At 73.6% G+C, this 24,218-nt stretch carries 27 protein-coding genes; 12 read left to right on the top strand and 15 right to left on the bottom strand.

Annotated elements, in window-relative coordinates; genetic code table 11:
• Window positions 1-32 precede the first annotated feature (32 nt).
• A complete protein-coding gene (locus tag FH609_RS21100; protein WP_139669988.1) occupies window positions 33-1,283 on the bottom strand; it encodes an MFS transporter in 1,251 nt (416 codons plus the stop codon).
• 152 nt (window positions 1,284-1,435) lie between these two features.
• On the opposite strand from FH609_RS21100, the gene FH609_RS21105 reads away from it, so the two are divergent.
• Both FH609_RS21105 and FH609_RS21110 read left to right on the top strand, forming a co-directional pair.
• A complete protein-coding gene (locus FH609_RS21105) occupies window positions 1,436-1,891 on the top strand; it encodes a MarR family winged helix-turn-helix transcriptional regulator (protein WP_139669990.1) in 456 nt (151 codons plus the stop codon).
• 145 nt (window positions 1,892-2,036) lie between these two features.
• Window positions 2,037-2,429 carry a VOC family protein gene (locus FH609_RS21110; RefSeq protein WP_139669992.1) on the top strand — a complete coding sequence of 131 codons (393 nt, stop codon included), beginning with the start codon at window positions 2,037-2,039 and terminating at the stop codon, window positions 2,427-2,429.
• 51 nt (window positions 2,430-2,480) lie between these two features.
• On the opposite strand, the gene FH609_RS21115 is transcribed toward FH609_RS21110, so the two are convergent.
• Window positions 2,481-3,179, bottom strand: a complete 699-nt coding sequence (locus FH609_RS21115; protein WP_139669994.1) for a helix-turn-helix transcriptional regulator — start codon at window positions 3,177-3,179, stop codon at window positions 2,481-2,483.
• A gap of 27 nt (window positions 3,180-3,206) precedes the next feature.
• Between FH609_RS21115 and FH609_RS21120 the strand changes: the two genes are divergently transcribed.
• Complete coding sequence (locus FH609_RS21120) at window positions 3,207-3,620, top strand: VOC family protein (protein WP_139669996.1); 414 nt, start codon at window positions 3,207-3,209, stop codon at window positions 3,618-3,620.
• Here FH609_RS21120 and FH609_RS21125 read toward each other — a convergent pair.
• The 3 genes from FH609_RS21125 to FH609_RS21135 form a co-directional block, all read right to left on the bottom strand.
• The gene (locus tag FH609_RS21125; protein WP_139669998.1) at window positions 3,560-4,489 is read right to left on the bottom strand and encodes a phosphotransferase family protein; all 930 of its coding nucleotides are present in this window, start codon (window positions 4,487-4,489) and stop codon (window positions 3,560-3,562) included. The genes FH609_RS21120 and FH609_RS21125 overlap by 61 nt on opposite strands.
• Before the next feature lie 129 nt (window positions 4,490-4,618).
• Window positions 4,619-5,770, bottom strand: coding sequence for a bifunctional glutamate N-acetyltransferase/amino-acid acetyltransferase ArgJ (gene argJ, locus FH609_RS21130; RefSeq protein ID WP_226961870.1), 1,152 nt, complete (start codon window positions 5,768-5,770; stop codon window positions 4,619-4,621).
• Window positions 5,771-5,922: 152 nt separating this feature from the next.
• Window positions 5,923-6,789 (bottom strand): SCO6745 family protein, encoded by an 867-nt coding sequence (locus FH609_RS21135; protein WP_139670002.1) that lies wholly within the window; start codon window positions 6,787-6,789, stop codon window positions 5,923-5,925.
• Window positions 6,790-6,896: 107 nt separating this feature from the next.
• Here FH609_RS21135 and FH609_RS21140 point away from each other — a divergent pair, with 107 nt between their 5' ends.
• Window positions 6,897-7,478, top strand: coding sequence for a TetR/AcrR family transcriptional regulator (locus FH609_RS21140; RefSeq protein WP_139670004.1), 582 nt, complete (start codon window positions 6,897-6,899; stop codon window positions 7,476-7,478).
• 43 nt (window positions 7,479-7,521) lie between these two features.
• On the opposite strand, the gene FH609_RS21145 is transcribed toward FH609_RS21140, so the two are convergent.
• Window positions 7,522-8,433, bottom strand: a complete 912-nt coding sequence (locus FH609_RS21145) for a class I SAM-dependent methyltransferase (RefSeq protein ID WP_139670006.1) — start codon at window positions 8,431-8,433, stop codon at window positions 7,522-7,524.
• A 29-nt stretch (window positions 8,434-8,462) separates the two neighbouring features.
• Here FH609_RS21145 and FH609_RS21150 point away from each other — a divergent pair, with 29 nt between their 5' ends.
• A complete protein-coding gene (locus FH609_RS21150) occupies window positions 8,463-9,947 on the top strand; it encodes a PLP-dependent aminotransferase family protein (RefSeq protein ID WP_139670008.1) in 1,485 nt (494 codons plus the stop codon).
• A 39-nt stretch (window positions 9,948-9,986) separates the two neighbouring features.
• Here FH609_RS21150 and FH609_RS21155 read toward each other — a convergent pair whose 3' ends face one another.
• Entirely contained in the window at window positions 9,987-10,874 is an 888-nt protein-coding gene (locus FH609_RS21155; protein WP_139670010.1) for a phosphotransferase, read from the bottom strand.
• Window positions 10,875-10,916: 42 nt separating this feature from the next.
• Entirely contained in the window at window positions 10,917-11,558 is a 642-nt protein-coding gene (locus FH609_RS21160; protein ID WP_139670012.1) for a winged helix-turn-helix domain-containing protein, read from the bottom strand.
• A 68-nt stretch (window positions 11,559-11,626) separates the two neighbouring features.
• On the opposite strand from FH609_RS21160, the gene def reads away from it, so the two are divergent.
• Together def and FH609_RS21170 are read left to right on the top strand one after the other, a co-directional pair.
• Window positions 11,627-12,337: a peptide deformylase gene (def, locus tag FH609_RS21165; protein ID WP_139670014.1), complete on the top strand. Its 711-nt coding sequence runs from the start codon at window positions 11,627-11,629 to the stop codon at window positions 12,335-12,337.
• A gap of 126 nt (window positions 12,338-12,463) precedes the next feature.
• A complete protein-coding gene (locus tag FH609_RS21170; RefSeq protein ID WP_139670016.1) occupies window positions 12,464-13,417 on the top strand; it encodes a GNAT family N-acetyltransferase in 954 nt (317 codons plus the stop codon).
• A gap of 19 nt (window positions 13,418-13,436) precedes the next feature.
• On the opposite strand, the gene FH609_RS21175 is transcribed toward FH609_RS21170, so the two are convergent.
• Complete coding sequence (locus FH609_RS21175) at window positions 13,437-14,447, bottom strand: helix-turn-helix transcriptional regulator (protein ID WP_139670017.1); 1,011 nt, start codon at window positions 14,445-14,447, stop codon at window positions 13,437-13,439.
• A 61-nt stretch (window positions 14,448-14,508) separates the two neighbouring features.
• Between FH609_RS21175 and FH609_RS21180 the strand changes: the two genes are divergently transcribed.
• Window positions 14,509-14,871 carry a YybH family protein gene (locus FH609_RS21180; protein ID WP_139670019.1) on the top strand — a complete coding sequence of 121 codons (363 nt, stop codon included), beginning with the start codon at window positions 14,509-14,511 and terminating at the stop codon, window positions 14,869-14,871.
• Between the two features lie 73 nt (window positions 14,872-14,944).
• Here the strand turns inward: FH609_RS21180 and FH609_RS21185 are convergent, their stop codons facing one another.
• Window positions 14,945-15,625, bottom strand: coding sequence for a TetR/AcrR family transcriptional regulator (locus FH609_RS21185; RefSeq protein ID WP_139670021.1), 681 nt, complete (start codon window positions 15,623-15,625; stop codon window positions 14,945-14,947).
• Window positions 15,626-15,727: 102 nt separating this feature from the next.
• On the opposite strand from FH609_RS21185, the gene FH609_RS21190 reads away from it, so the two are divergent.
• Window positions 15,728-16,852 carry an FAD-dependent oxidoreductase gene (locus FH609_RS21190; RefSeq protein ID WP_405379045.1) on the top strand — a complete coding sequence of 375 codons (1,125 nt, stop codon included), beginning with the start codon at window positions 15,728-15,730 and terminating at the stop codon, window positions 16,850-16,852.
• A 64-nt stretch (window positions 16,853-16,916) separates the two neighbouring features.
• On the opposite strand, the gene dnaB is transcribed toward FH609_RS21190, so the two are convergent.
• On the bottom strand, window positions 16,917-18,362 hold the full coding sequence (gene dnaB / locus FH609_RS21195) for a replicative DNA helicase (RefSeq protein WP_139670023.1): 1,446 nt from the start codon (window positions 18,360-18,362) through the stop codon (window positions 16,917-16,919).
• A 457-nt stretch (window positions 18,363-18,819) separates the two neighbouring features.
• Between dnaB and FH609_RS21200 the strand changes: the two genes are divergently transcribed.
• Entirely contained in the window at window positions 18,820-20,259 is a 1,440-nt protein-coding gene (locus tag FH609_RS21200) for an MATE family efflux transporter (protein WP_139670025.1), read from the top strand.
• A gap of 133 nt (window positions 20,260-20,392) precedes the next feature.
• Here the strand turns inward: FH609_RS21200 and rplI are convergent, their stop codons facing one another.
• From rplI to rpsF, 4 genes are all read right to left on the bottom strand, one after another.
• Window positions 20,393-20,842 carry a 50S ribosomal protein L9 gene (gene rplI, locus FH609_RS21205; protein ID WP_139670027.1) on the bottom strand — a complete coding sequence of 150 codons (450 nt, stop codon included), beginning with the start codon at window positions 20,840-20,842 and terminating at the stop codon, window positions 20,393-20,395.
• Between the two features lie 24 nt (window positions 20,843-20,866).
• Window positions 20,867-21,103 carry a 30S ribosomal protein S18 gene (rpsR, locus tag FH609_RS21210; protein ID WP_003978893.1) on the bottom strand — a complete coding sequence of 79 codons (237 nt, stop codon included), beginning with the start codon at window positions 21,101-21,103 and terminating at the stop codon, window positions 20,867-20,869.
• Window positions 21,104-21,159: 56 nt separating this feature from the next.
• Window positions 21,160-21,738 (bottom strand): single-stranded DNA-binding protein, encoded by a 579-nt coding sequence (locus FH609_RS21215; protein ID WP_139670029.1) that lies wholly within the window; start codon window positions 21,736-21,738, stop codon window positions 21,160-21,162.
• A 224-nt stretch (window positions 21,739-21,962) separates the two neighbouring features.
• Window positions 21,963-22,253, bottom strand: a complete 291-nt coding sequence (rpsF, locus tag FH609_RS21220) for a 30S ribosomal protein S6 (protein WP_122183433.1) — start codon at window positions 22,251-22,253, stop codon at window positions 21,963-21,965.
• A 194-nt stretch (window positions 22,254-22,447) separates the two neighbouring features.
• Between rpsF and FH609_RS21225 the strand changes: the two genes are divergently transcribed.
• A complete protein-coding gene (locus tag FH609_RS21225) occupies window positions 22,448-22,774 on the top strand; it encodes a hypothetical protein (protein WP_139670030.1) in 327 nt (108 codons plus the stop codon).
• A gap of 155 nt (window positions 22,775-22,929) precedes the next feature.
• A complete protein-coding gene (locus FH609_RS21230; protein ID WP_122183431.1) occupies window positions 22,930-24,048 on the top strand; it encodes a lipid II:glycine glycyltransferase FemX in 1,119 nt (372 codons plus the stop codon).
• Window positions 24,049-24,218 lie beyond the last annotated feature (170 nt).

A 24,218-nucleotide genomic window follows, 5' to 3' on the forward strand; every position in this document is an offset into this window, starting at 1 on the left:
GCGCGCCGCCGCCTCCGGCGGTCACGCGGGCTTCACCGCACGCCCTCGGCCCGGCGCCGCACGCCCTCGGCCGCGCTGCCCGCCGCCACCGTTCGGGGCGCCGCCACCCGCGCCGGGCGCCGCCGCTCGGCGGCGTCCCAGCGGGCGGCGAGCAGCGCGAGGAGCAGGGCGGTCGCCGCCATGCCCGCGCCCACCATGCTGGGCCAGGTCGGGCCGGCGCCGGCGGAGAGCACGACGCCGCCGAGCCAGGAGGCCAGCGCGCCACCCAGGTTGAACGCGCCGATGTTGACCGCCGAGGCCAGGGTGGGCGCCTGCGCCGCCCGGTCGAGAACGCGCTTCTGGAGTGGCGGAACGGTCGCGAAGCCAAAGCCCCCGATCAACAACAGGGTGATCGGCGCGGCCAGCCGGTCATGCGCGGTCAGGGTGAAGAGCGCCAGCGTCCCGGTGAGGCCGAGCAGCGAGACCAGCAGCAGCGGCATCAGCGCGCGGTCCGCGTACCGGCCGCCGAGCAGGTTGCCCACCACCAGGCCGACGCCGAAGACCATCAGCAGCCAGGTGACGGCGCCCTCGGAGTAGCCGGCGGCGTCGGTCATCATCGGCGCCACATAGGTGATCGCCGCGAAGACCCCGCCGAAGCCGAAGACGGTCATCGCCATCGCCAGCAGCACCTGGCGGTCGCGCAGCGCGGCGATCTCCCGGCGCAGACCGGTCCCCCGCGCGCCGGCGGGCGCGTCGCCCGCGCCGGCCGGCACCAACGTCACCACCCCGACCAGCGCGACAACGCCCAGCAGGGCGATGGCGGCGAAGCTGACCCGCCAGCCGGCGGACTGGCCGAGCAGGGTCGCGCCCGGCACCCCGACCACATTGGCCAGGGTCAGCCCGGTGAACATCAACGCGATGGCCGTGGCCCGCCGTTCGGGCGCCACCAGGCCGGCGGCCACCACGGAGCCGATGCCGAAGAACGCGCCGTGGGCGAGCGAGGCGACGACCCGGCCGAGCAGCAGCACGGCGAAGCCGGGGGCCAGCGCGGAGAGCGCGTTCCCGGCGACGAAGAGGACCATCATCAGCGCGAGCATCCGGCGTCTGGGGACCCGCGCCCCGGCGATCGCCGTGAGCGGCGCGCCCACCAGGACGCCCAGGGCGTAGCCGGTGGCGGTAAGGCCGGCGGTGGCGACCGAGACGTCGTAGGTGTCGGCGATCCCGGGCAGCAGCCCTGTGATGGCGAACTCGGTGGTGCCGATGCCGAAGGCCCCGACGGCCAGGGCCAGCAGAGCGAGCGGCATCAGACCCTCCCTTTCCCGTGCGCGACCACTGTCCGCGCAAGCAATAGTTGCAGACGCTTGATAAGCATGAGGGACATAATTGCACACGCCGACTATCGCGCGCTGCGTTACTCTGGTCACCCCAGTGGTTCCGGTCGGCGCGGGAGGCGGTCATGGAACGAGCGGACGAACGGACGCCCGGAGCCCCGAGGCTCGCCCAGGGCTGGTGCGCGCTCTCCGCGCTGCACGACCGGATCGAGGCGCAGATCGAGCGCGCCCTCCAGGAGGCCCACGGGCTGAGCGTGCGGGAGTTCTCCGTCCTCGACGTGCTCAGCGCCCAACACGACGGCGAGGGCGGGCACTTCAGGATGACCGCGCTCGCCGACGCCGTGGTGCTCAGCCAGAGCGCCACGACCCGGCTGGTCAACCGGCTGGAGGACCGGGGCCTGCTCACCCGCTATCTGTGCCCGACCGACCGGCGCGGGATCTACACCGACGTCACCCCGGCCGGGCGTGAGCTGCTGGAACGGGCCAGGCCGACCAACGAGGAAGCCCTCGCCGAGGCGCTGGCCGCCGCCGAACGGCGCCCCGAGCTGGCCCCGCTGGTGGCCGCCGTCCGGGCCCTGTGACGTTCGGCCGCGTTCCGTTGTCCACAGATTCCGGGGCCTGTGGACAACTCGCCCCCGCCTGTGGATAACCCACGGCCGACGACACGGTCGCGGCATGGCCGATTCGTTCAAGACCCGCCAACGAGGCCGTTCCTAGGCTGCTGCCATGACACCGCGCATCAATCTGATCGGCCTGATCACCGACGATCTGGCGGCCTCGCTCGCGTTCTACCGGCGCCTGGGGGTCACCGTTCCCGAGGACGCCGACCACCTGCCGCACGCCGAGACCGAACTGCCCGGCGGGATTCGGCTCGCCTGGGACACCCTGGAGTCGGTGCGCACCTTCGCGCCCGACTACCAGCCGAACCCCGAGGGCACCCGGATCTCGCTGGCCTTCCTCTGCGACAGCCCGGCGGAGGTGGACGCGCTCTACCGGGAGTTGGTCGAGGCCGGCCACCCGGGGGAGAAGGAGCCCTGGGACGCCCACTGGGGACAGCGGTATGCCGTGGTGCGGGACCCGGACGGCAACTCGATCGACCTCTTCGCCTGGCAACACTGAGCCGCGCCCGGCGGCGCCGAGCGCGGGCCCGCGCGGTCAGTCCACGCGCGGTCAGCCGGCCAGCAGCCGGCTGACCGGCACCCCCGCCAACGCCCGGAACTCCCGGGACAGATGGGCCTGGTCGGCATAGCCGGCCTCGGCCGCCACCCGGGCCAGCGGGACGCCGCCCCTGGCCGCCGCCAGCGCCCGGCCCATGCGCAGCACCCGGGTCAGGGTCTTGGGGCCGTAGCCGAAGGCGGCCTGGCTGCGGCGGTGCAACTGCCGTTCGCTGAGCCCCAGTCCGTGCGCCGTCTCCGCGACCGTTCGCCCGGCGCGCAGCGCGGCCACCGCCGCCGGCCGCCAGCCGGCGTCGTCCGCCGGCTCCGCCTCGCGCAGCCGGCCGAGCGCCACCTCGGTCAGCACGGCGCCGGGGCGCTCGGCCAGGGCGACGCGTTCGGTCAACTCCCGCACCAGCCGGGACGGCCAGACGTCGGCCAGCGGCACCCGCGTGTTCACCAGCGCGTTCGCCGGCACGCCCAGCACCGAGGGGGCCTGCCCCGGCGCGAAGCGCAGCCCCACGCAGCGCTCCCCCCGCGAGCGGTCGGTGACCACGGCGCGGGTGTCGGGCCCGGCGACCACCAGCCGGTCGCCGATCAGGATCAGGTCCATGCAGCCGTCGGGCAGCACCCGGCCCGGGCCGGTCCCCGGGCGGGGCGTAGCCCGCCAGAGCACCGCCCCCGGCAGCCCCTCGGCAGGGCGTTCGCTGTACATGCCTCCCAGCATGGCAGGGTTGCCGCCATGCGCCGACTGGGACTTGTGACGCTGGTGGTGCCCGAGTACGACGAGGCCATCGCCTACTACACCGAGGTGTTGGGCCTGACCCTGCGCGAGGACCGGCTGCTGGCGCCGGACGGGAAGCGCTGGGTCGTCGTCGCGCCCGACCCCGAGGCCGAGACGGGCCTGCTGCTGGCCCGGGCCGTCGGCGAACGGCAGCGGGCCCGGGTGGGGGACCAGACCGGCGGCCGGGTCGGCTTCTTCCTCCACACCGACGACTTCGACGCCGACCTGGCCCGGCTCATGGCGGCCGGCGTCACCCTGGAGGAGCCGCCCAGGACCGAGAGCTACGGCCGGGTCGTGGTCTTCGTGGACCGCTACGGCAACCGCTGGGACCTCATCCAGCCGGCCCACGGCGCGGGCAGCTCCTCGACATAGCCGCGCAGCAACTCCAACAGGCGGTTGGCGGGCTGAGCGCTCCAGTGCCCCGCCACCGGATCGGGCGGGCTCGACAGCCGGAACACCGCCCAACTCAGCTGATGCCACAGGACCCTGGCCACCCAGCCGGGGCCCGCGGCGGCCAGGGTGGCGGGGTCGCCGAGATAGCCGGTGAGCACCGGGGGCAGCAGACGCGGCGGCACCTTGGCAAACTCGATGGCCGGGTCGGCCCAGGCCGCGTCGCCCCAATCGAGGAGCGCGGTCAGCTCCCCGTTCTCGGCGAGCAGCAGATTGCCGGCGGCGATGTCCCCGTGGATCAGGGTCGCGCCCGGATCGTCGGGCCGCTCCTCCGCCAGCCGCCCGAGCCAGTCACCCAGCCAGCCGGCCAGGGCCGGGCTGAGATGGCCCCGGCGGGCCAGGCCGTCGATCCCCGGGCGCGGGTCGCCCGACCCGTCGACCGGCAGCGCGGCTCGCACCTCGGCCGGCACGGCGGCGGAGTGCAGCGCCGCCAGCTGGTGGCCCAGCTCGCGAAGCGCCCGGTCGCCGGGCTCCCCGCCGGCGGCGGGACCGCCGGGCGCGCGCCGCGACAACAGCCAGGGGACCGGCCCGTCCTGGCCGTCGAGTTCGCCGGCGTCGAGCAACTCCGGGGTGCGCAGGCCCCGTTTCACGGCGAACGGGATCACCCGCCGCTCCTTGCGCAGGTCCGCCGCGAACGCCGCGTCGGGCCGCGCCACCTTGAGCACCAGTTCCTCGCCCAGCAGCCAGACCCTGGCCGCCACCCCCTGGAGCGGCGCGGGCCGCACCTCGTCGTCGGCGACCCCGTGGCGGCGGGCGATGCCCCACGGCTCCTCGCCTTCTTCCCGTTTCATGACCGCGCACCGTATCCCCGCCGCCCTGGACCTCGGCCACCCGTTTTCCCACCGCCGCACGGACGGCGGCCGATCGGCGATGTTCCACGTGAAACATGGGGACGGCGACGCGCGCCTCGTCGGTCGGGCTCAGGTGGTGTAGTCGGCGTTGATGCGGACATAGCCGTCGGAGAGGTCGCAGCCATAGACCGTGGCGGTGTCCTCGCCCAGGCCCAGGGTGACCCCGATCTCGACCTCGTCCTGCCGCATGATCTCCACCAGCCGCGCCAGTTGCTCCTCGTCGGTCGCGCGGGGATAGACCTCCATCGCGCCGAAGCGGACCGTGGTCTTCTCCGGGGTGATGGCCAGGTCCTCGGGGTGCTGGGTGTTCTTGCCGACGGCCATCACCACCCGGCCCCAGTTGGGGTCGGCGCCGTGGACGGCCGTCTTGACCAGCGGCGAGTTGAGGACGCTCTTGGCGATCCGCTTCGCCTGGGCCGGGCTGGCCGCGCCCTCGACCACCACCCGCAGCAGCTTGGTGGCCCCCTCGCCGTCCCTGGCCAGCTGCTCGGTCAGCTCCAGGCAGACGGCGTGCACCGCCTCGGCGAACGCGTCCGGGTCGACCGGCCCGGCCGCGCCGTTCGCCAGCAGGGCCACGGTGTCGGAGGTGGAGGTGTCGGTGTCCACGCTCAGGCAGTTGAAGGTGCGGTCCACCGCGCTGCGGAGCGCGTTGTCCAGCTCGATCGGGCCGACCTCCGCGTCGGTCACCAGATAGGCCAGCATGGTGGCCATATCCGGCTCGATCATTCCGACGCCCTTGGCCACGCCAACGATTCGGGCGCCGCCCACCGTGCGGCTGCTGACCTTGGCGTGGGTGTCGGTGGTCATCATGGCGCCGGCGACCGCGAACGGGGCGGCGTCGAACTCCCGCGCCGCGCCCAGGTGTTCGCGCAGCGGGGGCATGGGCAGCTGGCGGCCGATGACGCCGGTGGAGCTGATCAGCACCTCCTCGGCGGGGATGTCGAGCATCCGCCCGACCAGGCCGACGAGTTCGGCCGCGTTCCGCTCGCCCTCGGCCCCGGTGGCCACATTGGCGTTGGAGGCGACCGTGACGATGGCGCGCAGCCGCTGGCCCGCCGCATGGCGGCGGCTGACCAGCACGGACGGCCCGGCGAAGCGACTCTGGGTGAAGACGGCCGCGCTGACCGCCGGTCGCTCGGAGGCGATGATCGAGAGGTCGTCGCCGCCCTGCCGCACGCCCGCGTGGCCGGCGTGGGCGACAAAGCCCTGCGGCCACGCGATGTCCTGGGCCGTGGACTCGCCGCCCTGCCCACCCTGGCCGCCCCGGCCGTCCGCATCATTATTCGTCATGCAACATATATTTCCATGGGCCCGGGGCGGCCGTCCACCCCCATAGCGGGCGTCGCCCGCGCCGGGCCGCGCCGGGCCGACGGTCAGACCCGGCCGATTCCGAGGGTGTTCTCCCTGGGCAGCAGCCCGGAGCCCAGCACCGCGACCCAGAACTCGCCCAGCAGATCGGCGAGTCGAGCCGTCCGCTCCGCGCCCAGCGCCGCCCAGGGAGCGGCGGCCAGCGCGTTGGTCTCCCGTTCCACCCGGGCGCGCAGGGCCCGCCCCGCCTCGCTCGCCGAGCCGTCCGGGCCGAGCAGCCCTCGGGCGGTGAGCCGTTCCCCGGCCGCGTCCCACTCGGCCGGGCTCCAGCCCCGGCTGGCGAAGGTCCGCTCCGAGGCCGCGCCGATCGCGGCGAAGGACACCAGCGACTCGACCGGGTCCAGGCCCGCGACCAGCAGTGCCGCCAGATGCCCGTCGCCCCGGTGCTCCCGCAGCACCAACGCCGCCTGCCAGAGCCGGAGATGCGGCGCGTCGGGCCAGGGCAGCGCGGCGTTGGCCGCCGCCAGGGGGCGCCCCGCGCAGTCCGCCGCCAGCGCGGCGCGCCACGCCAGCTCGGCCGCCTCGGCCAGCTCGGGGGCGGCGATCCGGTCGCCCAGGAGCCGGCGGTAGAACCGGTCCACGACGCGCAGCCGGGCGGCCAGCACGGCCTCGGGGTCCGCCGTGGACCACAGCCCGGCCGCGTGCCGGCGCACCATCGCCGGGGCGAAGCTGTAGCAGGCGGCGGTGATCGGCCCCGGCCCGAGCGGGCCCAACGGAGCGGTGCGGCAGGCGAAGTAGGCCGGCCAGCGTTCCTCGACCGGATACCCGAGGGCGGCCAGTTCCTCCGCCGCCTCGGGCGCGTAGTAGACCACCGCGTGCAGCGGCTCCAGCAGATGCCACATCTGCCGGACCCACCCGAGTTCCTCGGCCATCGCTCGCTCCACCCCTCGGCATCCGAATCTTGACAATGACAAGACTGCACGCCACCGCCCGAACTTGTCAATGTCCAGATGCCGCCGGCTCCCCGTAGGGTGTCCCCATGAGCAGCCAACGCCCCTACCACCACGGCGATCTGCGGCGCGCCCTGGTCGCCGAGGCGCTGGAGGTCATCGCGTCCGACGGGCCCAACGCCGTGAGCCTGCGCGCGCTGGCCCGCCGCGCCGGGGTCTCCCACGCGGCCCCCGCCCACCACTTCGGCGACCGCGCCGGGCTGCTGACCGTCATCGCGGTCGACGGGTACCGCCGGCTCGCGGACGAGCTGGACCGGGCCACCGACCTGCGCGACCTCGGCGGCCGCTATGTCGCCTTCGCCCTCGCCCACCCGGCGCACTTCCAGGTGATGTTCCGGCCCGAACTGCTCGACGCGGACGACGCCGAGCTGGTGGCGGCCAGGGCCGCCACCCGGGAACGGCTGGCCCGTGGGGTCGCCGCCAGCCAGGCGCACGAACCCGAGGTGGGCACGCTCGCCGCCTGGTCCCTGGCCCACGGTCTTGCCACCCTGCTGCTCACCGGCAACCTGCCGACGCTGGAGGGACGCGACCCGCGCGAGGTGTTCCACGCCGTCTCGCACCACCCCCTGCTGCGCCTGGCGCCGGGCGAGGGGGCGGACGCGCCGGGCTGAGCGCGGCCGGGGCGGGTCCAACGGGCCTTCGCTGACCCGTCGTTCACGCCGGCCGGTGGGCGACCGCCTTGAAGAACGTGTAGTGGAAGCTGCCCTCGCCGACCGCCGTGCGCCGCAGCTCCACGATCCCCCGGTCCCAGTCCTCCGCGCTGGCGAGCCCGGCGGCCAGCGCCTCGGCGCGGACCGACGCGATCGCCGGGATGAAGGTGTCCCGCGTGAACCCGGTCATCAGCTCCGGCCTGTTCCGGTCCGCCCAGACCGTGCACGGCCGGACGTTCGGCCTCTCGAACCCGGCGCCTCTCAGCAGCGGCAGCAGGCGCCGCCCCAGCAGCGCGTCTCCGCCGGCGGCGCGCTGGAGCCGCGCCTGGCAGTCGATGGCCGCCCGCGCCAGGGCGCTGTCCGGGTGGAAGAACGCCGAGCCGTGGTCGCCCTCGATCACCGTGAGGGAGCCGCCGGGCCGCAGCACCCGGCGCAGCCGTTCGAGCCCCGCGATCGGGTCCGAAAGGTGTTCCAGAACGAAGCAGACAAAAACGTGGTCGAACTCACCCTCGGCGAAGGGGAGATCGAAGAGATCGGCTTGGCGCCACTCGACGAGCGCCCCCGGCGCGTGCTCGGCGACGCGCGCCCGCGCGGCCGCCAACGACTCCGCCGAGCGGTCCACGGCCATCAGCCGCGCCTCGGGGCTGCGCCGCACCAGATGCACGGTCTGCGCGCCGACCCCGCAGCCGATCTCCAACACCCCGCTGCCGGCGGGGTAGTGGGTCCCGGCGTGCAGCAGATCGGCCAGGGCGTTGGCCTGGTCACCCAGCCGAACGGCCTCGCGCTCCGAGTAGCCGTGGATGTAACCGGCCCCGGCGGAGCCGGGCCCTGGAGTCGCGGTGGTCGGCGTCGCGGTGGTCGGCGTCGCGGTGGTCGAGGTCGAGGTGGTCGGGGTCGCGGGAGTGAACGTGTCCATGGGCTCAGCCTGGCGGGCACTATGGCTCCATGGACAGGTCCAAAGATCATGGTTCCGAGGAGTCCAAAGAGCCCCTGGGCTCGGACTTCCTCCAGCTGGACATGGCGCGGGCCCCGGCCGGCGGCCGGGCCGAGTGGCTCGCCGGCCAGCTGCGCCGGGCGATCGCGGACGGCCTGCTCCCGGTGGGCGGCCGGCTCCCGGCCACCCGCACGCTCGCCGCCGAGCTGCGGGTCTCGCGGGGCGTGGTGACGGCGGCCTACCGCCGGCTGATGGACGAGGGACAGGTCGCCGGTCAACGCCGCAACGGAACGGTCGTGGTGGCCGCCCCCGTTCGAACGACCGAGGTCGAAACCGTTCAACCTCCGTCAACAGCAGACCCGTTCGACGGGGCGCCCCGGGCGGACGTCTTTGACGCGCTGCGCGCCGCCCCCGCCCGGATCGACCTCTCGCCCGGGCTGCCCGACCTCGCCGCCTTCCCCCGCGCCGCCTGGCTGCGCACCGAACGCGCCCTGCTCGCCGACCTGCCGGCCGCCGACCTCGGCTATGGCGACCCCAGGGGCACCCCGGCCCTGCGCCGCGCGGTCGCCAACTGGCTGGCCCGCAACCGGGGTGTCCTGGTCCATCCCGACGAGGTGCTGATCGTCGCCGGCACCGCCCAGTCGATGAGCCTGCTGGGCCCCCTGCTGCGCCGCGAGGGGCTCGGCGAGATCGCCGTGGAGGACCCCGGCTCGCTCGGCGCGCGCCAGCACCTCCAGCACTCCGGGCTGACGACGCCGCCGCTGACCGTCGACGAGGAGGGCGCGCGGGTCGCCGAGTTGACGACGGGCGAGGCACGCGCGGTGCTGCTCACGCCGGCGCACCAGTTCCCGACCGGGACGGTGCTGTCGGGCCGTCGCCGCCGCGAGCTGGTGGCCTGGGCCAGGGAACGGAACGGCCTGGTCGTCGAGGACGACTACGACGCCGAGCACCGCTACGACCGTCCGCCCGTCGCCGCGATCCGGTCGATGGTCGTCGAACACGTCTGCTACTTCGGCAGCGTCTCCAAGATCCTCTCCCCCGCGCTGCGCGTCGGCTGGCTGGTCGCGCCGCCGCGCTGGCACGAGGCACTGGTGGCGGCCAAACGGTTCGCCGACCTCGGCAACGCCGTGCTCCCCCAACTCGTCCTCGCCCGGCTGATGGAGTCCGGGGAGTTGGAGCGCCACCTGCGGCTGGTGCGCCGCCGCCACCGCGCCCGGCGCGACGCCATGATCGCCGCGCTCCGCGCCCACCTGCCGCGCGCCGTGGTGCACGGCGCGGCCGCCGGCCTCCATCTCACCGTCACCCTGCCCGCCGGCCTGGACGACACCGCGCTGGCCGCCCGCGCGCTGGCCCGCGGGGTGCGCACCCAGCCGCTCGGCTGGCACCGCCAACGGCCTGGCCCACCCGGGCTGGTCCTCGGCTACGCCGCCAGCGCGCCGAGCGCGATCGCGGAGGGCGTCGCGGTGGTCGGTCGCGCGCTGCGCGAGGCCGGCTGACCCGGCCGGCGGCCGGCGGCGCACCTCGCCACCGCAGGGTCAGGACGGCCAGTCCATCCGCCGTTCCGCCAAGTCAAGCCACCGGGAGACCTCGCCGGGGGCGAAGTGACGGATCGCCCAGTCCACCATGCGCAGGCTCATGTGCGCCCAGGCCGGCCGCAGGATCTCCTCGGGCATCCCGTCGAGCACGGCGTCGAGCCGCGCCACCACGCCCGGGTCGGCGCCCGTTCCCTCGACGCCGAACCGCAGGGTGACCAGGTCCAGCCTGCGGTCGCCTCGCGCCGCGCCGTCCCAGTCGATCACCCCGGTGATCGTCCCGTCGACGGCCAGCAGGTTGCCGGGGTGGAAGTCCTTGTGCACCGCGTCGTCGCCGGCCAGCCGGGGCGGGAACGCCACCCCGACGGCACGGACCCACCGTTCCAACGCGGCGGCGCGCGGGCCGTGTTCGCGCAGCGGCCCGTGCAGGCAGTAGCCGGGGCCGTCGGCGAGGAGGTGCAAAGCGACCCCGGGAACATCCGGGCGCCCGGCGAGCCGGTGCGCCTGGCGCGCGTTCAACCCGAGGGCCTGGTCGAGGGTCCGGTCGTCCAGGCGCTCGATCCCCGCCCCGGGCAGCAGCTCCTGCACCAGCACCGCCGCGTGCTCGACCTGGGCGACCAGTTCGGTGGCGGGCGCGGGATAGCCCGTCTCGCGCAGGGCCTCGACCACGGCGAGCGGTCCGGCGCGCAGCTCCTCGGCCCGGGTGTGGGGCCGCCACTTCAGGACGGACCGGCGGCCGTCATCCCAGCGCACATAGGCGGCGCCGACCTCGCCGCCGGGGCAGGCGCCGTCCCAGGTCAGGGCGGTGCCGGCGCGCTCGTTGAGCGCCCCGATCAGCCGGGCGGCGTCGAGCCGCTCGACCGGGGCCCAGCGCCGCGATGTCGCACTCACCGTGCGATCCTCACTGGCACGATCGCCGCAGGTCAACTCCGTTCAGCCCCGGTCACCTTCGCGCCCGGACTGACCCGACTCCCCGGGCTCCGCCGGCCCCTGCGGCGGGAACGGGAAGAGCGGGAAGAGCCGGCTGATGACGGCCACCGGCCGGGCGTCCTCGGGGCGGGCCAGGGGCCGCTGCTCGCGGTCGCGGTAGGGATCGAGGGCGCGCCGGATCGCCCCGGCGACCCGCCGCATCTCCTCGGGCGTCAGATAGGCGACGGCGCTGAACGCCTCGTCGCGGCGCCACTCCGGCGGCGCTGCGTCCCGTTGGTCCAGCCACCGCCGCCAGCTCTCGTCCTCCAATCCCCTGGCCAGCGCGCCGAACTCCGCTTCCGACGCCCCCTCGGGCGCGGCGCCTGAGCCGGGTGCGGCCAGCCGCCAGGGGCGCGCCCGGCCCCCTCGTCGCGGCGCCTCCTCGATCAGCCCGTGGCGGGCGAGCTGCCGCAGATGGAACGAGCAGAGCCCCGAGCTGTGCCCCAGCCGGGCCGCCGCCTCCGTCGCCGTGACGGTGCCGACCTCGGCGAGCAGCGCCAACAGGGCCGTGCGCACCTCGTGTTCACGCAGGCCCTCGGCGCCGGGAACAGCCTGCTCGTCCTGCTCGCCCGGCGCGTCCTGCGCGTTGACGTCCTCTTCAGTCACTTTGCAAATTCTGCTACTTTGCAAAGAACTCCGCAAGTCATGGCCCCGGCCGAAGGGAAGCCCGCCCCATGTCCGTTCGTCACGAGCCGTCCTCCGGGCGGTCCCGTTCCCTCGCCCCGCGCGTCCTGGTGGCGGGGCGCCGCGTGGACGACTTCCCCGCCCTCGCCCCCGAGGCAGAACGGGGCGCCGTCCGCCGGGTGACGGAGGTCGGCGAGGAGGTGCTGGGCCGGCCGTGCCGCGAGGTGGCCGAGTTCGGCACGCCGGAGCTGGCTGCGCTGGTCGACGACCTGTTCCTGACCATGTACGTCGCCGAGGGCGCCGGCCTCGCCGCCAACCAGATCGGCGTCGACCTGCGGGTCTTCGTGTACGACTGCCCCGACGACAACGGGGTCCGCCACGTCGGCCACCTCGTCAACCCCGTGCTGGAGCTGCCCGATCCGGGGGAGCGGCGGCTCGTCGACGACTTCGAGGGCTGCCTCTCCGTGCCCGGCGCGGCCATGGAGGTGCCGCGCACCGACCGCGCCACGGTGCGCGGCTTCGACCGGGACGGGAAGCCGCTGGTCATCGAGGGGACGGGCTACTTCGCGCGCTGCCTGCAACACGAGTGCGACCACCTGCTCGGGCACACCTACCTCGACCGGCTCTCCCGCCGGGACCGGGGCGAGGCGCTGCGACAGATGGCGGAGCGCCGCGAGGAGGTCTTCGCGCGCCGGGTGGCCAGGGCCAGCCGGTTGGGCCACCGACACCCCGCGAACCAGCCCGCCGCGCCCGGCAGTTGACCGGCCACCCTGACCGCCCGCCTGACCGACCTGAGCGCCCACCGCCCCGCTCACCGCCCGTTCGCCGCGAGCGGCGGCCCGAAAACAGCTCGACGGCCGGGCCGGCCCCTGACACAGTGACGCACCATGGCCGACCCCGAGCGGATCACCGCCGCAGACGTGCGGCTGATGCAGGATCTGGCGCAGCGCGTCACCGCCGTCCGGCCCGACCTGGTGAACAGCGACGCCTCCTACGGCGAGCTGGCCTGGAACTGGGGCCGGGGACACGCGAGCGCCGGGGCGAGCTGGCGGCGGCGCCTGTGGTTCTCCGGCGGGGAGCCGGCCGCCTGGGGGTGGGCCCACCTGCCCCGCCGGGTGCGGCTGGGCGACGGCTCGGTCCGGGAGATCACCGGCGCCTATCTCGCCTACCAGGTCCACCCCGACCACGCCGCGCTGGTCGACGAGGTGATCGACTGGTTCGACGCCACGGCGGGCAACGTCGAACGCACCGTGCTGCCCAGCGCCGCCGACGCGTTCGCCCTGGAGCGCTGGGCGGCACACGGCTACGGACCCGACGCCGCCGCGCTCGGCGACGAGGGCTCCTGGACCCAGGTCAACGAGCGGGACCTCGACGAGTTGGAACGGCCGGCGCTGCCGGACGGGTTCCGGTTCCGCACCGCCGACGAGGCCGGCCCCGAGGCGGCCGTCCAGGCCCACCGGGACGCGTGGGCGCCCTCGCCGTACACGGCCGAGAGCTACCGGGGCGTCAGAGCGACGCCGCCCTACCGCGCTGACCTCCACGTTCTGGTGGAGGCGCCGGACGGGACCATGGCCGCCTCGACGATCATGTGGCTCGACGAGGCCAACGCCACCGCCGAGTTCGAGCCGGTCGGGACACATCCGGAGTACCGGCGCCGGGGGCTGGCGCGGGCGATGCTGCTGCACGGGATGCGGCTGGCGCGCGACGCCGGCGCCCGGCACATGACGGTCGCCTGCCTCGGCGCGCCCGGGCATCCGGCGGCGCGCGAGCTGTACTACGGCGTCGGCTTCCGGAAGTTCGCCTGGGACGCGCCGCTCGTCAAGGCCGGCACCCCCCGCTGACCGGGCGGCCGGCCGGGCCTCAGGGCGACGCGCCGTAGCGGGCGGCGACGGCGGCGGCGCGGTCGCGCAGCGCCTCGCGCAGCCACCCCGGGCCCAACGCCTCGGCGCCCGTGGCGAGTTGCCACAGCGCCCACTCGGCGTGCCGCGCGTCCTGGAACGTGGCCTCCAGCAGCGGCCAGCCGTCCTCCCCGTCGCGACCGTCCTCCCCGTCCTCGCCGCCCTCGTCGTTCTCCCGGACGCGGAGGGCCAGCGCGGTGCGGGCCAGTTCCTCCCGCCGCGCCGGGTCCACCCGGGCCAGCACGGTGACCGTCTCGCCGCCGGTGCGGAACCGCGTGCCGCGCTCGCGCCAGGCCCGGTCGAGATCGACCAACTCCGGTCGCTCGGCCGGCTCGGCGAGTTCCTCGGCCGCCAGGACCCGGGAGAGCCGGTAGGTGCGGTCCTCGCCTGACCGCGTGGCCAGCAGATAGACGTGGCCGCCCGCCGTGACCAGGCCGATCGGGTCCACCGTGCGCCACCCCGCGGCCTGGCCCACGGCCGCGTAGTGGATGCGCAGCCGGCGGCCGGCGAACACCGCGCGCCGGACCTCGGCCACCACGGCCTCGGGCATCTCCTCGGCGACCAGCCGGCGGGAGAGGAGGTCGGTCTCCGGGTCGACGAGCAGCCGCTGGGCCGCGCCGGCCGCCCTGGCCCGGTGGCCCTCCGGCAGCGCGTCGACCACCTTGCGGATGGCCGAGGCGAGCGCCGCGCCGAGCCCGAACGCCTGCGCCCCGCGCCGCGACCCGACGACCAGCAGGGCGAGCGCCTCGTCGTGGTTCAGCCCGGTCAACTCGGTCTGGAAGCCGGGCAACAGCGCGAACCCACCGTGCCGGCCGCGTTCCGCGTAGACGGGAACGCCGGCCGCCGACAGCGCCTCGATGTCCCGCAGCACGGTGCGGGTGGACACCTCCAACTCCCGGGCCAGCGTGGACGCCGAGAGCCGGCCGTGCTGCCGCAGCAGCAGCACCAGCGATACCAACCGGTCGGCGCGCATCCGGGAACCCTACCGGGATAGGTGACACAGGGTGTCACCTATCCCCCGGCAGGCTTGCCGCATGACCAACGAGACACACAAGAAGGTCGCCACCGAGCCGAACGACCTGGGCAGGTTCTTCATCGAGCGCGCCAACGCGGGCGACGTCGACGGACTGGTGGCGCTGTACGAACCGGACGCCGTGCTGGCGTTCCCGCCGGGCAACCTCGCGACCGGACACGACCAGATCCGCGCGGTCTACGAGCGGTTCGTTGCGGCGGCGCCCGTTCTCACGCCGGGCCGGCAGCACCCGGCGCTGGTGAGCGGCGACCTCGCGCTGACGTCCGCCACGCTGACCAACGGCGACGTGACCGTGGAGGTCGCCCGGCGCCAGCCCGACGGAACGTGGCTGTGGGCGGCCGACCAGCCGTCGGTCGGGCCGTAGCGGCGACGGGCCCGGGCCGGAACTCCCGGTCCCGGCCCGGCCCTTCGGCCCGCGTCAGCCGCGACGCGGGGCCTCACCCCGCGACGCGGGCCTCGATGCCGTCGAGCAGAAAGTCGAGGCCCATCCGGAAGGTCTCGTCGGCATCCCGGTGGGCGGCGTCGCGCACCACCGTGGCCAGCGCGGGGAACCGGCCGGTGGCGAGGGTCCGCTCCAGATAGGGCCCCAGCTCGGCCTGCCAACGCCGCTCGTCCATCCCGGTCGCCCGCTCGGCGCGCCGCTCGGCGATCTCCCGGCGCACCGCACCGATCGCGTACGCGTTGACCGCCGCGACCACCGGCATCACGTCGTCCACGTCGATTCCGTCCAGCGCGGCCACCACGGTCTCCCCGCTGGCCAACGCCTGCGGCCCGAGCTGGGGCCGGCCGCCCAGCAGGTCGGCGAGCCACTCGTGCTGGTGAACGGCGCGCCGGACGGCCTCGGCGAGGGCCCGCAGCACCTCCCGCCAGCCGTTTCCGACCGGCCGGATCTCGGCGTAGGCGGCATCGACCATGAGGTCGAGCAGCTCCTCCTTGCTGGCGATGTAGCCGTACAGCCGCATCGGACGAACGTCCAGCTCGGCGGCCACCTTGCGCAGCGACACCGCGTCCAGGCCGTCCGCGTCGGCCAGTCGGATCGCCGCCCGCACGATCCGCTCCCGGCTCAACGGGGCCGGCACAGGCCGTTCCGGCGGCTCCGGCCGCTCCCACACCACCATGGCGCCGACCCTACACACCCGCCGAGTACAGCGCCTCGCGCGATACAGTGTATCGAGCCGTACGGCGTATCATCCCAGCGGAAGAGAACGGGGAGGCGACCCATGACCATGAACACGCCCACCATCGCCATCGTCGGGGCCGGCCTCGGCGGCCTGGCCCTCGCCCGGGTGCTGCACGTGAACGGCGTGGACTCCGTGGTCTACGAGCGCGAGCCGTCACGCGACGCGCGCGGCCAGGGCGGGATGCTCGACATCCACTCCGGCCAACGGGCGCTGCGCGAGGCGGGGTTGATCGACGCGTTCTTCGCGATCGCCCGGGGGGAGGGCCAGGACATGCGCCTCCTCCAGCCGGACGGCACCCTGCTGCTCCAGGAGGACACCCCGGACGACGCGCCGCTGGCCCGCCCCGAGGTGGACCGCGCCGACCTGCGCGACCTGCTGCTGGACTCCCTCCCCGAGGGCACCGTCCGCTGGGGGCACGCGTTCACCTCGGCCGAGGGCGGCCGGGTGCGCTTCGCCGACGGCGGCAGCGCGCCGTACGACCTGCTGGTCGGCGCGGACGGCGCGCGATCCCGGGTCCGCCCGCTGGTCACCGACGTCCGGCCGAGGCACATCGGCCAGAACGTCGTCGAGATCGGCATCCCCGACATCGACGCGACGCACCCCGACCTCGCGGCGATGGTCGGGCGCGGCACCTACTGGGTGCTCGGCGACGGGATATCCCTGGGGGCGCAGCGCAACGGGGACGGCCGCGTGCGCATCGGCATCAGCTTCTACCGCACGGGCGAGGACTGGTTCGCGACCAGCGGGATACCGTTCGACGACCCGCCGGCCGCCCGGGCGCGGCTGATCGAGCTGCTCCCCGGCTGGGACCCACGGGTCACCGCGCTGGTCGCGGCCTGCGACGACGCGATCGTGCCCCGGTCGATCAGCACGCTCCCGGTCGGCCTGACCTGGCCGTCGAGGCCGGACGTCACGCTGCTCGGCGACGCCGCGCACCTGATGCCGCCGGTCGGGGAGGGCGCCAACATGGCGCTGCTCGACGGCGCCGCGCTCGGCCGCGCGCTGGCCGCGCACCCGGACGACGTCCCGACCGCCGTCGCGGAGTACGAACGCGAGATGTTCGAACGCAGCAGCGCAGCCGCCCGGATGTCCACGGACCTCCAGGAGATGCTGATGGCGCCGGACGCGGCCCAGCGGATGCTCGCGTTCTTCCAACCCGGCTGAGCCCCACCCCCGGCCGGGGCCGGCCCCGGCCGCCCGGACGGCGGCCAGCGCGACCGCCTCCGCCTCAGAAGCCGCCCTCCATGTTGACGAAGCGGGAGTAGTGGCCCTGGAAGGCGACCGTGATGGTGGCCGTGGGGCCGTTCCTGTGCTTGGCGACGATCAGGTCGGCCTCGCCGGCGCGGGGGGACTCCTTCTCGTAGGCGTCCTCCCGGTGCAACAGGATGACCATGTCGGCATCCTGCTCGATCGAACCCGACTCACGAAGGTCGGAGACCATCGGCTTCTTGTCGGTGCGCTGCTCGGGGCCTCGGTTCAGCTGGGAGAGCGCGACCACCGGCACCTCCAGCTCCTTGGCCAGCAGCTTGAGGTTCCGCGACATCTCGGAGACCTCCTGCTGCCGGCTCTCGGGCCGACGACTGCCGCCGGTCTGCATCAGCTGGAGGTAGTCGATCACGACCAGCTGGAGGTCGTTCCGCTGCTTCAGCCGGCGGCACTTGGCCCTGATCTCCATCATCGAGAGGTTGGGGGAGTCGTCGATGTAGAGCGGGGCCTCGTTGACCTCGGCCATCTGGCGGGCCAGGCGGTTCCAGTCCTCGTCGGTCATGCTGCCGGAGCGCATGTGGTGGAGCGCGACCCTGGCCTCGGCGGAGAGCAGCCGCATGGCGATCTCGTTGCGCCCCATCTCCAGCGAGAAGATCACGCTCGGCAGCTTGTGCTTGATCGAGCAGCTGCGCGCGAAGTCCAACGCCAGCGTCGACTTGCCCATCGCGGGACGGGCGGCGATCACGATCATCTGGCCGGGGTGCAGGCCGTTGGTCAGCGAGTCCAGGTCGGTGAAGCCGGTGGGCACCCCGGTCATCTCGCCGCTGCGGTTGCTGATCGCCTCGATCTCGTCGAGCGCGCCCTCCATGATCTCGCTCAGCGGGAGGTAGTCCTCGGCGGTGCGCTGCTCGGTGACCTGGTAGATCTCCGCCTGGGCCGAGTTGACGATGTCGTCGACGTCCCCGTCGGCCGCGTATCCCATCTGGGTGATGCGGGTGCCCGCCTGCACCAGGCGGCGCAGCACGGCGCGGTCGTGGACGATCTCCGCGTAGTACTCGGCGTTGGCCGCCGTCGGCACCGTCTGCACCAGCGAGTGCACATAGCCGGCGCCGCCGACCTTGGCCAACTCGCCGCGCTTGGACAGCGCGTCGGAGACGGTGATCGGGTCGGCCGGCTCGCCCTTGGCGTAGAGGTCGAGGATGGCCTCGTAGATCGTCTCGTGCGCCGGCTTGTAGAAGTCCCGGCCGCGCAGCACCTCGACGACATCGGCGATGGCGTCCTTGGAGAGCAACATCCCGCCGAGCACGGACTGTTCGGCCGCCGGGTCCTGCGGGGGCAGCCGCTCGAACGCCGCGCGCTGCTCGTCCGGCGGCTCCTCGTCCATGCTCCTGCGGGGGCGGGAGACGGAGAGCTGGTCGTCCATGCCGACCTCGTCCCACGCGGCACCCGCGTGCTCCAGATCCGCCATCGTCCCGCCTCCTCCCGGCCAGGGCATCCCGCCCACGTCCATCGCCCACGTCCATGTCTACGGCACGGCACTGACAGTCCGTGGGGCGGGCGGCGCGAGCGGGCTCGGCCGGCGCCGGAACCGGGCCGGGCGGACCTACGGTAAGGCCCGGATCGCGGAGGACCAACCCGAGTTATCCACAGGCTATGTGGATTTCAGATCAGACCCTGTGGATAACCTCGCCCCTCCTGTGGACCACCTGGGGACGACGGCCCGCGCATCCCCGGCCCACCCGCTGAAAAATCCGCCGTGACCTGCGTGTTTCCCAGAGGGTCACCGGGGATGCGGAACGGGTGGCAGCGGTCGTCAACTTTGCGGAAAGTCGCACCGACCATCACACCGCACCCCCGGACACACGAGCGAAGGTAAGGGCCCTTCATCTCTTGCGTCCATTACCTGTGGATGTTTGGATCGAGCCATGTCATCCACCAGCAGGGCGGAGGGCTCGCCCACGCCCGCACGCGGCGAGCCACCAGCCGAGCCGTCGGGCGAGCCGCCGGGCGAACGGTCCGGCGGGGCCGACGCACCGCGCCGCGACCGGCGGCGGGCGCGGCGGCACGACCGGGAGATATTCACCCTCGCGCTGCCCGCCTTCGGCAGCCTGGTCGCCGAGCCGCTGTTCCTGATGGCCGACAGCGCGATGATCGGCCATCTGGGCACCGCCCAGCTCGCCGGACTCGGCGTCGCCGCCGCCCTGTTGACCACCGTGGTCAACGTCTTCGTCTTCCTCGCCTACGCCACCACCGCCTCGGTCGCCAGAAGCGTGGGCGCCGGCGACCTGCCCACCGCCATCCGGCGCGGCATGGACGGCGTCTGGCTGGCCCTGCTGCTGGGCGTCGCGCTGGTGGCGGTGCTCGTGCCGCTCACCCCCGCCGTCGTCGACGCCTTCGGCGCCTCCGCGACGGCGGCCCCGCACGCCGTGAGCTATCTGCGGATCAGCGCCCTCGGCATCCCCGCGATGCTTATGGTGCTGGCCGCGACCGGGGTGCTGCGCGGGCTCCAGGACACCCGCACCCCGCTGCTGGTGGCGGTCGGCGGCTTCGGCACCAACATCGCGCTCAACGCGCTCTTCATCTACGGCCTGGACGGCGGCGTCGCCGGCTCCGCCTGGGGCAGCGTGCTCGCCCAGTGGGGCATGGCCGCCGTCTATCTGCGGGTGGTGGTCAGGGGCGCCCGCGCCCACGGCGCCGACCTGCGCCCGAGCGCGGCCGGGCTGCGGTCCAACGCGAAGGCCGGCGTTCCCCTGCTGGTGCGGACCCTCTCGCTGCGCGCCGTGATGCTGATCGCCACGGCCATCGCGGCGCGGCTGGGCGACGCGGACGTCGCGGCGCACCAGATCGCGCTGACCATCTGGACCCTGCTCGCCTTCGCGCTGGACGCGGTCGCCATCGCGGGTCAGGCGATCATCGGCCGGTATCTCGGCGCCGCCGACCGGGACGGCGCCCGGGCGGCCTGCCGCCGGATGGTGTGGTGGGGCGCGGTCGGCGGGGCGGCGCTCGCGGTGCTGCTGGTCGCCGCGAGCCCGCTCGCCCTGCGGCTGTTCACCGGCGACCCCGAGGTGCGCGAGCAGCTCCTGCCGGTGCTGCTGGTCATGGCCGTGACCCAGCCGGTGGCCGGCGTGGTCTTCGTGCTGGACGGGGTGCTGATGGGCGCGGGCGACGGGCGGTATCTGGCGAGCGCCATGCTGCTGACCCTGCTGGTCTTCGCGCCGGTGGCGCTGCTGGTGCCCGCACTGGGCGGCGGCGTGACCGCGCTGTGGGGCGCCATCGCCGGGCTGATGATGGGCACCCGGCTGCTCACCCTGGGGCTGCGGACCAGGACGGGCCGTTGGCTGGTGACCGGCGCCTCCCCCGCCTGAGCGCGGAAACCCCGCCCAAGCGCGGAACGCCCGAGCGCCGGAACGCGAACGGCCGCGTCCCGGTGCCGTCGAAGGCGACCGGGACACGGCCCGTGGAGCCGCGTGAACGCCCCGCTCGGGGGCGTCCCATGCGTTACTTGGCGGCGTCCACCGTGATGCCCACGTTGGCCACGACCTCGGGGTGCAGCCGGACGGAGACCCGGTGCGAGCCCAGGCTCTTGATCGGGTTGCCCAGCTCGATGCGGCGCTTGTCCACATCGGGGCCACCCGCGCTCTTCACCGCCGAGGCGATGTCGGCCGGGGTGACCGAGCCGAAGAGCCGCCCGCCGGAGCCGGCGCGCACCTTCAGCCGGACGGTGACGCCCTCCAACTGGGCCTTGACGTCGTTGGCCTGCTCGATCGAGGCGATCTCGCGGATCTTGCGACCGCGACGGATCTGCTCGACGTCCTTCTCCCCACCCTTGGTCCAGCGAATGGCCACACCACGGGGGAGCAGGTAGTTACGGGCGTACCCGTCCTTCACCTCGACGACGTCGCCGGCCATGCCCAGGCCGGAGACCTCATTGGTCAGGATGATCTTCATGACGCGTCATACCATCCTTTCCGGTCAGCGAGCGGTCGAGGTGTAGGGCAGCAGCGCCATCTCACGGCTGTTCTTGACGGCCGTGGCGACATCGCGCTGGTGCTGGGTGCAGTTGCCGGTGACCCGGCGGGCACGGATCTTGCCACGGTCGGAAATGAACTTCCGCAGCAGGTTCGTGTCCTTGTAGTCAACGTAGGAGATCTTCTCCTTGCAGAACACGCAAACCTTCTTCTTCGGCTTGCGCGCGGGCGGCTTCGCCATCGTGTTTCTCCGGTGATCTCAAAAGAAGTTGGGTGCCTGGGTCGAACGCACCGCGCTCAGAACGGGGGCTCGTCCGAGTAGCCGCCGCCACCGCCGCCACCGCCCCAGCCGCCACCGCCGCCGCCCTGCTGGCCGCCGCCCGCGGGAGCGCCGGTCGCCCAGGGGTCGCCCCCCGGTGCTCCGCCGCCCTGCTGGCCGCCGCCGGCGGGACCGCCCTGGCCTCCGCCGCCGCCCCAGCCGCCACCGCCGCCGCCCTGCTGGCCGCCACGGCCGGCGGTCCTGGTGACCTTGGCCGTCGCGTTCTTCAGGCTGGCGCCGACCTCTTCGACGTCCAGCTCGAAGACCGTGCGCTTGACGCCGTCACGGTCCTCGTAGGACCGCTGCTTGAGCCGGCCCTGGACGATGACGCGGGTGCCCTTGGTGAGCGACTCCGCGACGTTCTCCGCGGCCTGGCGCCAGACCGAGCAGGTGAGGAAGAGACTCTCGCCGTCCCGCCACTCGCTGGTCTGCCGGTCGAAGATCCTCGGCGTGGACGCGACACGGAACTTCGCGACCGCCGCACCGGATGGGGTGAAGCGCAGCTCGGGGTCATCGACCAGGTTGCCGACGACCGTGATGACGGTCTCGCCTGCCATTGGGGGTACCTCTCGGCGGGGGTTAACTGCTGTTGCTGCGATGATGACTCATGGCACTGACAGTGGTGACCGCGTGCGGTCACCGGCGTCCATCGGCCCACGTTCCCGGCCGAGTTGATGCCGTGCCGGCGCCGTGCTGACGCCGTTCCCGACGCCGCCCCGAGGGGCGCGCGACGGGCGTTCGACCTCGACTGATGCCTCTGTTGTCGCGTCGATCCGCTGGATCAGCGCGTGAGCGGCCGCAGGACCTTGGTCCGCATGACCGACTCGTTCAGGTTCATCTGCCGGTCGAGTTCCTTGACGACATCGGGCTCGGCCTGGAGGTCGATCACCGAGTAGATGCCCTCGGGCTTCTTGTTGATCTCGTAGGAGAGACGGCGACGACCCCAGGTGTCGACCTTCTCGACCTTGCCGTTGGCCTCGCGGACCACGGACAGGAACGACTCGATCAGGGGAGCGACGGAACGCTCCTCAAGGTCGGGGTCGAGGATCACCATCACCTCGTAGTGACGCATACGTGAACCCACCTCCTCTGGACTCAGGCGGCCACGGGCGTTCCGTGGCAGGAGGGTCGTGATGCGGTCCACCCCCGGTCGGAAAACCGGGCGCGGACAGTACACCGTACCCGCATCCCGCCTTCCGGTTGAAATCCTCCCGGAGAGCGCTGCAATCTGGATAGATAGGGATGAAAGCCAACGAAGGGTCTCTTATGACTCAGGCAGCACACCGCGGTCCGTTCGCCCACACCGTCGGTTCCCTGCTGAACACCGATGGCCGAGCGCACCCCAGGGAGAACGCGCTCGCCTCGATCACCCTGCTGCTGGGCCTGGTCGCGGCGATCACATCGATCTTCTCCGGACTGCATGTGATCAGCAGCTGGACGGGTCTTGCCGGTCTTCTGATCGGCGCGGTCAGCCAGTTGATCTCCGCCACCACTGGTCAGCGCTTTGTGACCGTGATCGGCATGGGCGCGGCCGGCGTCGGGCTCTATCTCGGGCTCTCCCACGGCGGCCTCTTCCCGGGCTGGCCCGGCTGAGGGGGCGCTCCGGGCGCTCGCGAGGGCGAGGACAGGGCGGCGGGCGCCGGCGCGCCACGCGTGCGCGCCGAGCGCCACCGCGCCGTCCCCGGGGGACCGCCGCGCCGTTAGGCTTCCGGGCGAGACGCTGCGTTTGACGCCCAAGGAGCGCCCGCATGAGCCTGACCCTGAGGACCATCAGCCGCGACGAACACCTCGCGTACATCCGCTCGCTCCCGTCGGCCAGCCATATGCAGGTTCCGGCCTGGGGCGACGTCAAGGCTGAGTGGCGCTCGGAGTCGCTGGGCTGGTTCGACGCCGGCGGGCGCCTGGTCGGCGTCGGGCTGGTGCTCTACCGTCAACTCCCCAAGCTCAAGCGGTATCTGGCCTATCTTCCCGAGGGGCCGGTGATCAACTGGTACGCGCCGAACCTGGAGGAGTGGCTGCGCCCGATGCTGGCGCACCTCAAGCGGCAGGGCGCGTTCTCCGTCAAGATGGGCCCGCCGGTGGTGATCCGGCGGTGGAGTGCGGCGGCGATCAAGGCGGGCATCCAGAACCCCGAGGTCAAGCGGCTGCGGGACGTCGAGGCGACCTCCCTTGAGCCCAAGGCGTTCGAGGTCGCCGACCAGCTGCGGCGCATGGGCTGGCAGCAGGGCGAGGACGGCGGCGCCGGCTTCGGCGACGTGCAGCCGCGCTACGTCTTTCAGATCCCGCTGCGCGACCGGTCGTTGGACGACGTGCAGAAGGGCTTCAACCAGCTCTGGCGCCGGAACATCAAGAAGGCGGACAAGGCCGGTGTCCAGGTGGTCAGGGGCGGCTTCGACGACCTGCCGGCCTGGCAACGGCTCTACGAGGTGACGGCCGAACGTGACCGGTTCCGCCCGCGTCCCCTGATGTACTTCGAGCGGATGTGGCGGGTTCTGAACGAGGAGGAGCCCGACCGCATGAGGCTCTACTTCGCGCTCCACGAGGGCGAGCCGGTCGCCGCCGCGACCATGCTGATCGTGGGTGGCCATGTGTGGTATTCGTACGGTGCCTCGGCCAACCACAAGCGGGAGGTCAGGCCCTCCAACGCGATGCAGTGGCAGATGCTGCGCGACGCCCACCAACTCGGGGCGCACGTCTACGACCTGCGGGGCATCGGCGACTCGCTGGAGGACACCGACCATCTCTTTGGCCTGATCCAGTTCAAGGTGGGCACGGGCGGCGAGGCGGCGGAGTATCTCGGTGAGTGGGACTTCCCGCTCAACAAGCTGCTCCACAAGGCGCTCGACATCTACATGTCGCGGCGCTGACCCGGCCGGGCGTCGTAGCCCGCGCCACCACCGTCCGCCGACCCACGACCGAACCACGACCCACCCACGACCGATCCCGCCAGCCGATCCGCCAGACCGCCCCGCCAGCCGACTCACCGAGCAGACACCCAGCAGCCATCCAGCAGCCACCGCAGAACTTCAGCGGAACA

The sequence above is a fragment of the Streptomyces sp. 3MP-14 genome (assembly GCF_006334905.2).
Taxonomy (GTDB): Bacteria; Actinomycetota; Actinomycetes; order Streptomycetales; family Streptomycetaceae; genus Streptomyces; species Streptomyces triticirhizae.

Bases quoted from the DNA above. Each gene is read 5' to 3' on its own strand.
- FH609_RS21100 (WP_139669988.1), bottom strand. From the start codon at position 1,283: ATGCCGCTCGCTCTGCTGGCCCTGGCCGTCGGGGCCTTCGGCATCGGC.
- FH609_RS21105 (WP_139669990.1), top strand. From the start codon at position 1,436: ATGGAACGAGCGGACGAACGGACGCCCGGAGCCCCGAGGCTCGCCCAG.
- FH609_RS21110 (WP_139669992.1), top strand. From the start codon at position 2,037: ATGACACCGCGCATCAATCTGATCGGCCTGATCACCGACGATCTGGCG.
- FH609_RS21115 (WP_139669994.1), bottom strand. From the start codon at position 3,179: ATGTACAGCGAACGCCCTGCCGAGGGGCTGCCGGGGGCGGTGCTCTGG.
- FH609_RS21120 (WP_139669996.1), top strand. From the start codon at position 3,207: ATGCGCCGACTGGGACTTGTGACGCTGGTGGTGCCCGAGTACGACGAG.
- FH609_RS21125 (WP_139669998.1), bottom strand. From the start codon at position 4,489: ATGAAACGGGAAGAAGGCGAGGAGCCGTGGGGCATCGCCCGCCGCCAC.
- FH609_RS21135 (WP_139670002.1), bottom strand. From the start codon at position 6,789: ATGGCCGAGGAACTCGGGTGGGTCCGGCAGATGTGGCATCTGCTGGAG.
- FH609_RS21140 (WP_139670004.1), top strand. From the start codon at position 6,897: ATGAGCAGCCAACGCCCCTACCACCACGGCGATCTGCGGCGCGCCCTG.
- FH609_RS21145 (WP_139670006.1), bottom strand. From the start codon at position 8,433: ATGGACACGTTCACTCCCGCGACCCCGACCACCTCGACCTCGACCACC.
- FH609_RS21150 (WP_139670008.1), top strand. From the start codon at position 8,463: ATGGACAGGTCCAAAGATCATGGTTCCGAGGAGTCCAAAGAGCCCCTG.
- def (WP_139670014.1), top strand. From the start codon at position 11,627: ATGTCCGTTCGTCACGAGCCGTCCTCCGGGCGGTCCCGTTCCCTCGCC.
- FH609_RS21170 (WP_139670016.1), top strand. From the start codon at position 12,464: ATGGCCGACCCCGAGCGGATCACCGCCGCAGACGTGCGGCTGATGCAG.
- FH609_RS21175 (WP_139670017.1), bottom strand. From the start codon at position 14,447: ATGCGCGCCGACCGGTTGGTATCGCTGGTGCTGCTGCTGCGGCAGCAC.
- FH609_RS21180 (WP_139670019.1), top strand. From the start codon at position 14,509: ATGACCAACGAGACACACAAGAAGGTCGCCACCGAGCCGAACGACCTG.
- FH609_RS21185 (WP_139670021.1), bottom strand. From the start codon at position 15,625: ATGGTGGTGTGGGAGCGGCCGGAGCCGCCGGAACGGCCTGTGCCGGCC.
- FH609_RS21190 (WP_405379045.1), top strand. From the start codon at position 15,728: ATGACCATGAACACGCCCACCATCGCCATCGTCGGGGCCGGCCTCGGC.
- dnaB (WP_139670023.1), bottom strand. From the start codon at position 18,362: ATGGCGGATCTGGAGCACGCGGGTGCCGCGTGGGACGAGGTCGGCATG.
- FH609_RS21200 (WP_139670025.1), top strand. From the start codon at position 18,820: ATGTCATCCACCAGCAGGGCGGAGGGCTCGCCCACGCCCGCACGCGGC.
- rplI (WP_139670027.1), bottom strand. From the start codon at position 20,842: ATGAAGATCATCCTGACCAATGAGGTCTCCGGCCTGGGCATGGCCGGC.
- rpsR (WP_003978893.1), bottom strand. From the start codon at position 21,103: ATGGCGAAGCCGCCCGCGCGCAAGCCGAAGAAGAAGGTTTGCGTGTTC.
- FH609_RS21215 (WP_139670029.1), bottom strand. From the start codon at position 21,738: ATGGCAGGCGAGACCGTCATCACGGTCGTCGGCAACCTGGTCGATGAC.
- rpsF (WP_122183433.1), bottom strand. From the start codon at position 22,253: ATGCGTCACTACGAGGTGATGGTGATCCTCGACCCCGACCTTGAGGAG.
- FH609_RS21225 (WP_139670030.1), top strand. From the start codon at position 22,448: ATGACTCAGGCAGCACACCGCGGTCCGTTCGCCCACACCGTCGGTTCC.
- FH609_RS21230 (WP_122183431.1), top strand. From the start codon at position 22,930: ATGAGCCTGACCCTGAGGACCATCAGCCGCGACGAACACCTCGCGTAC.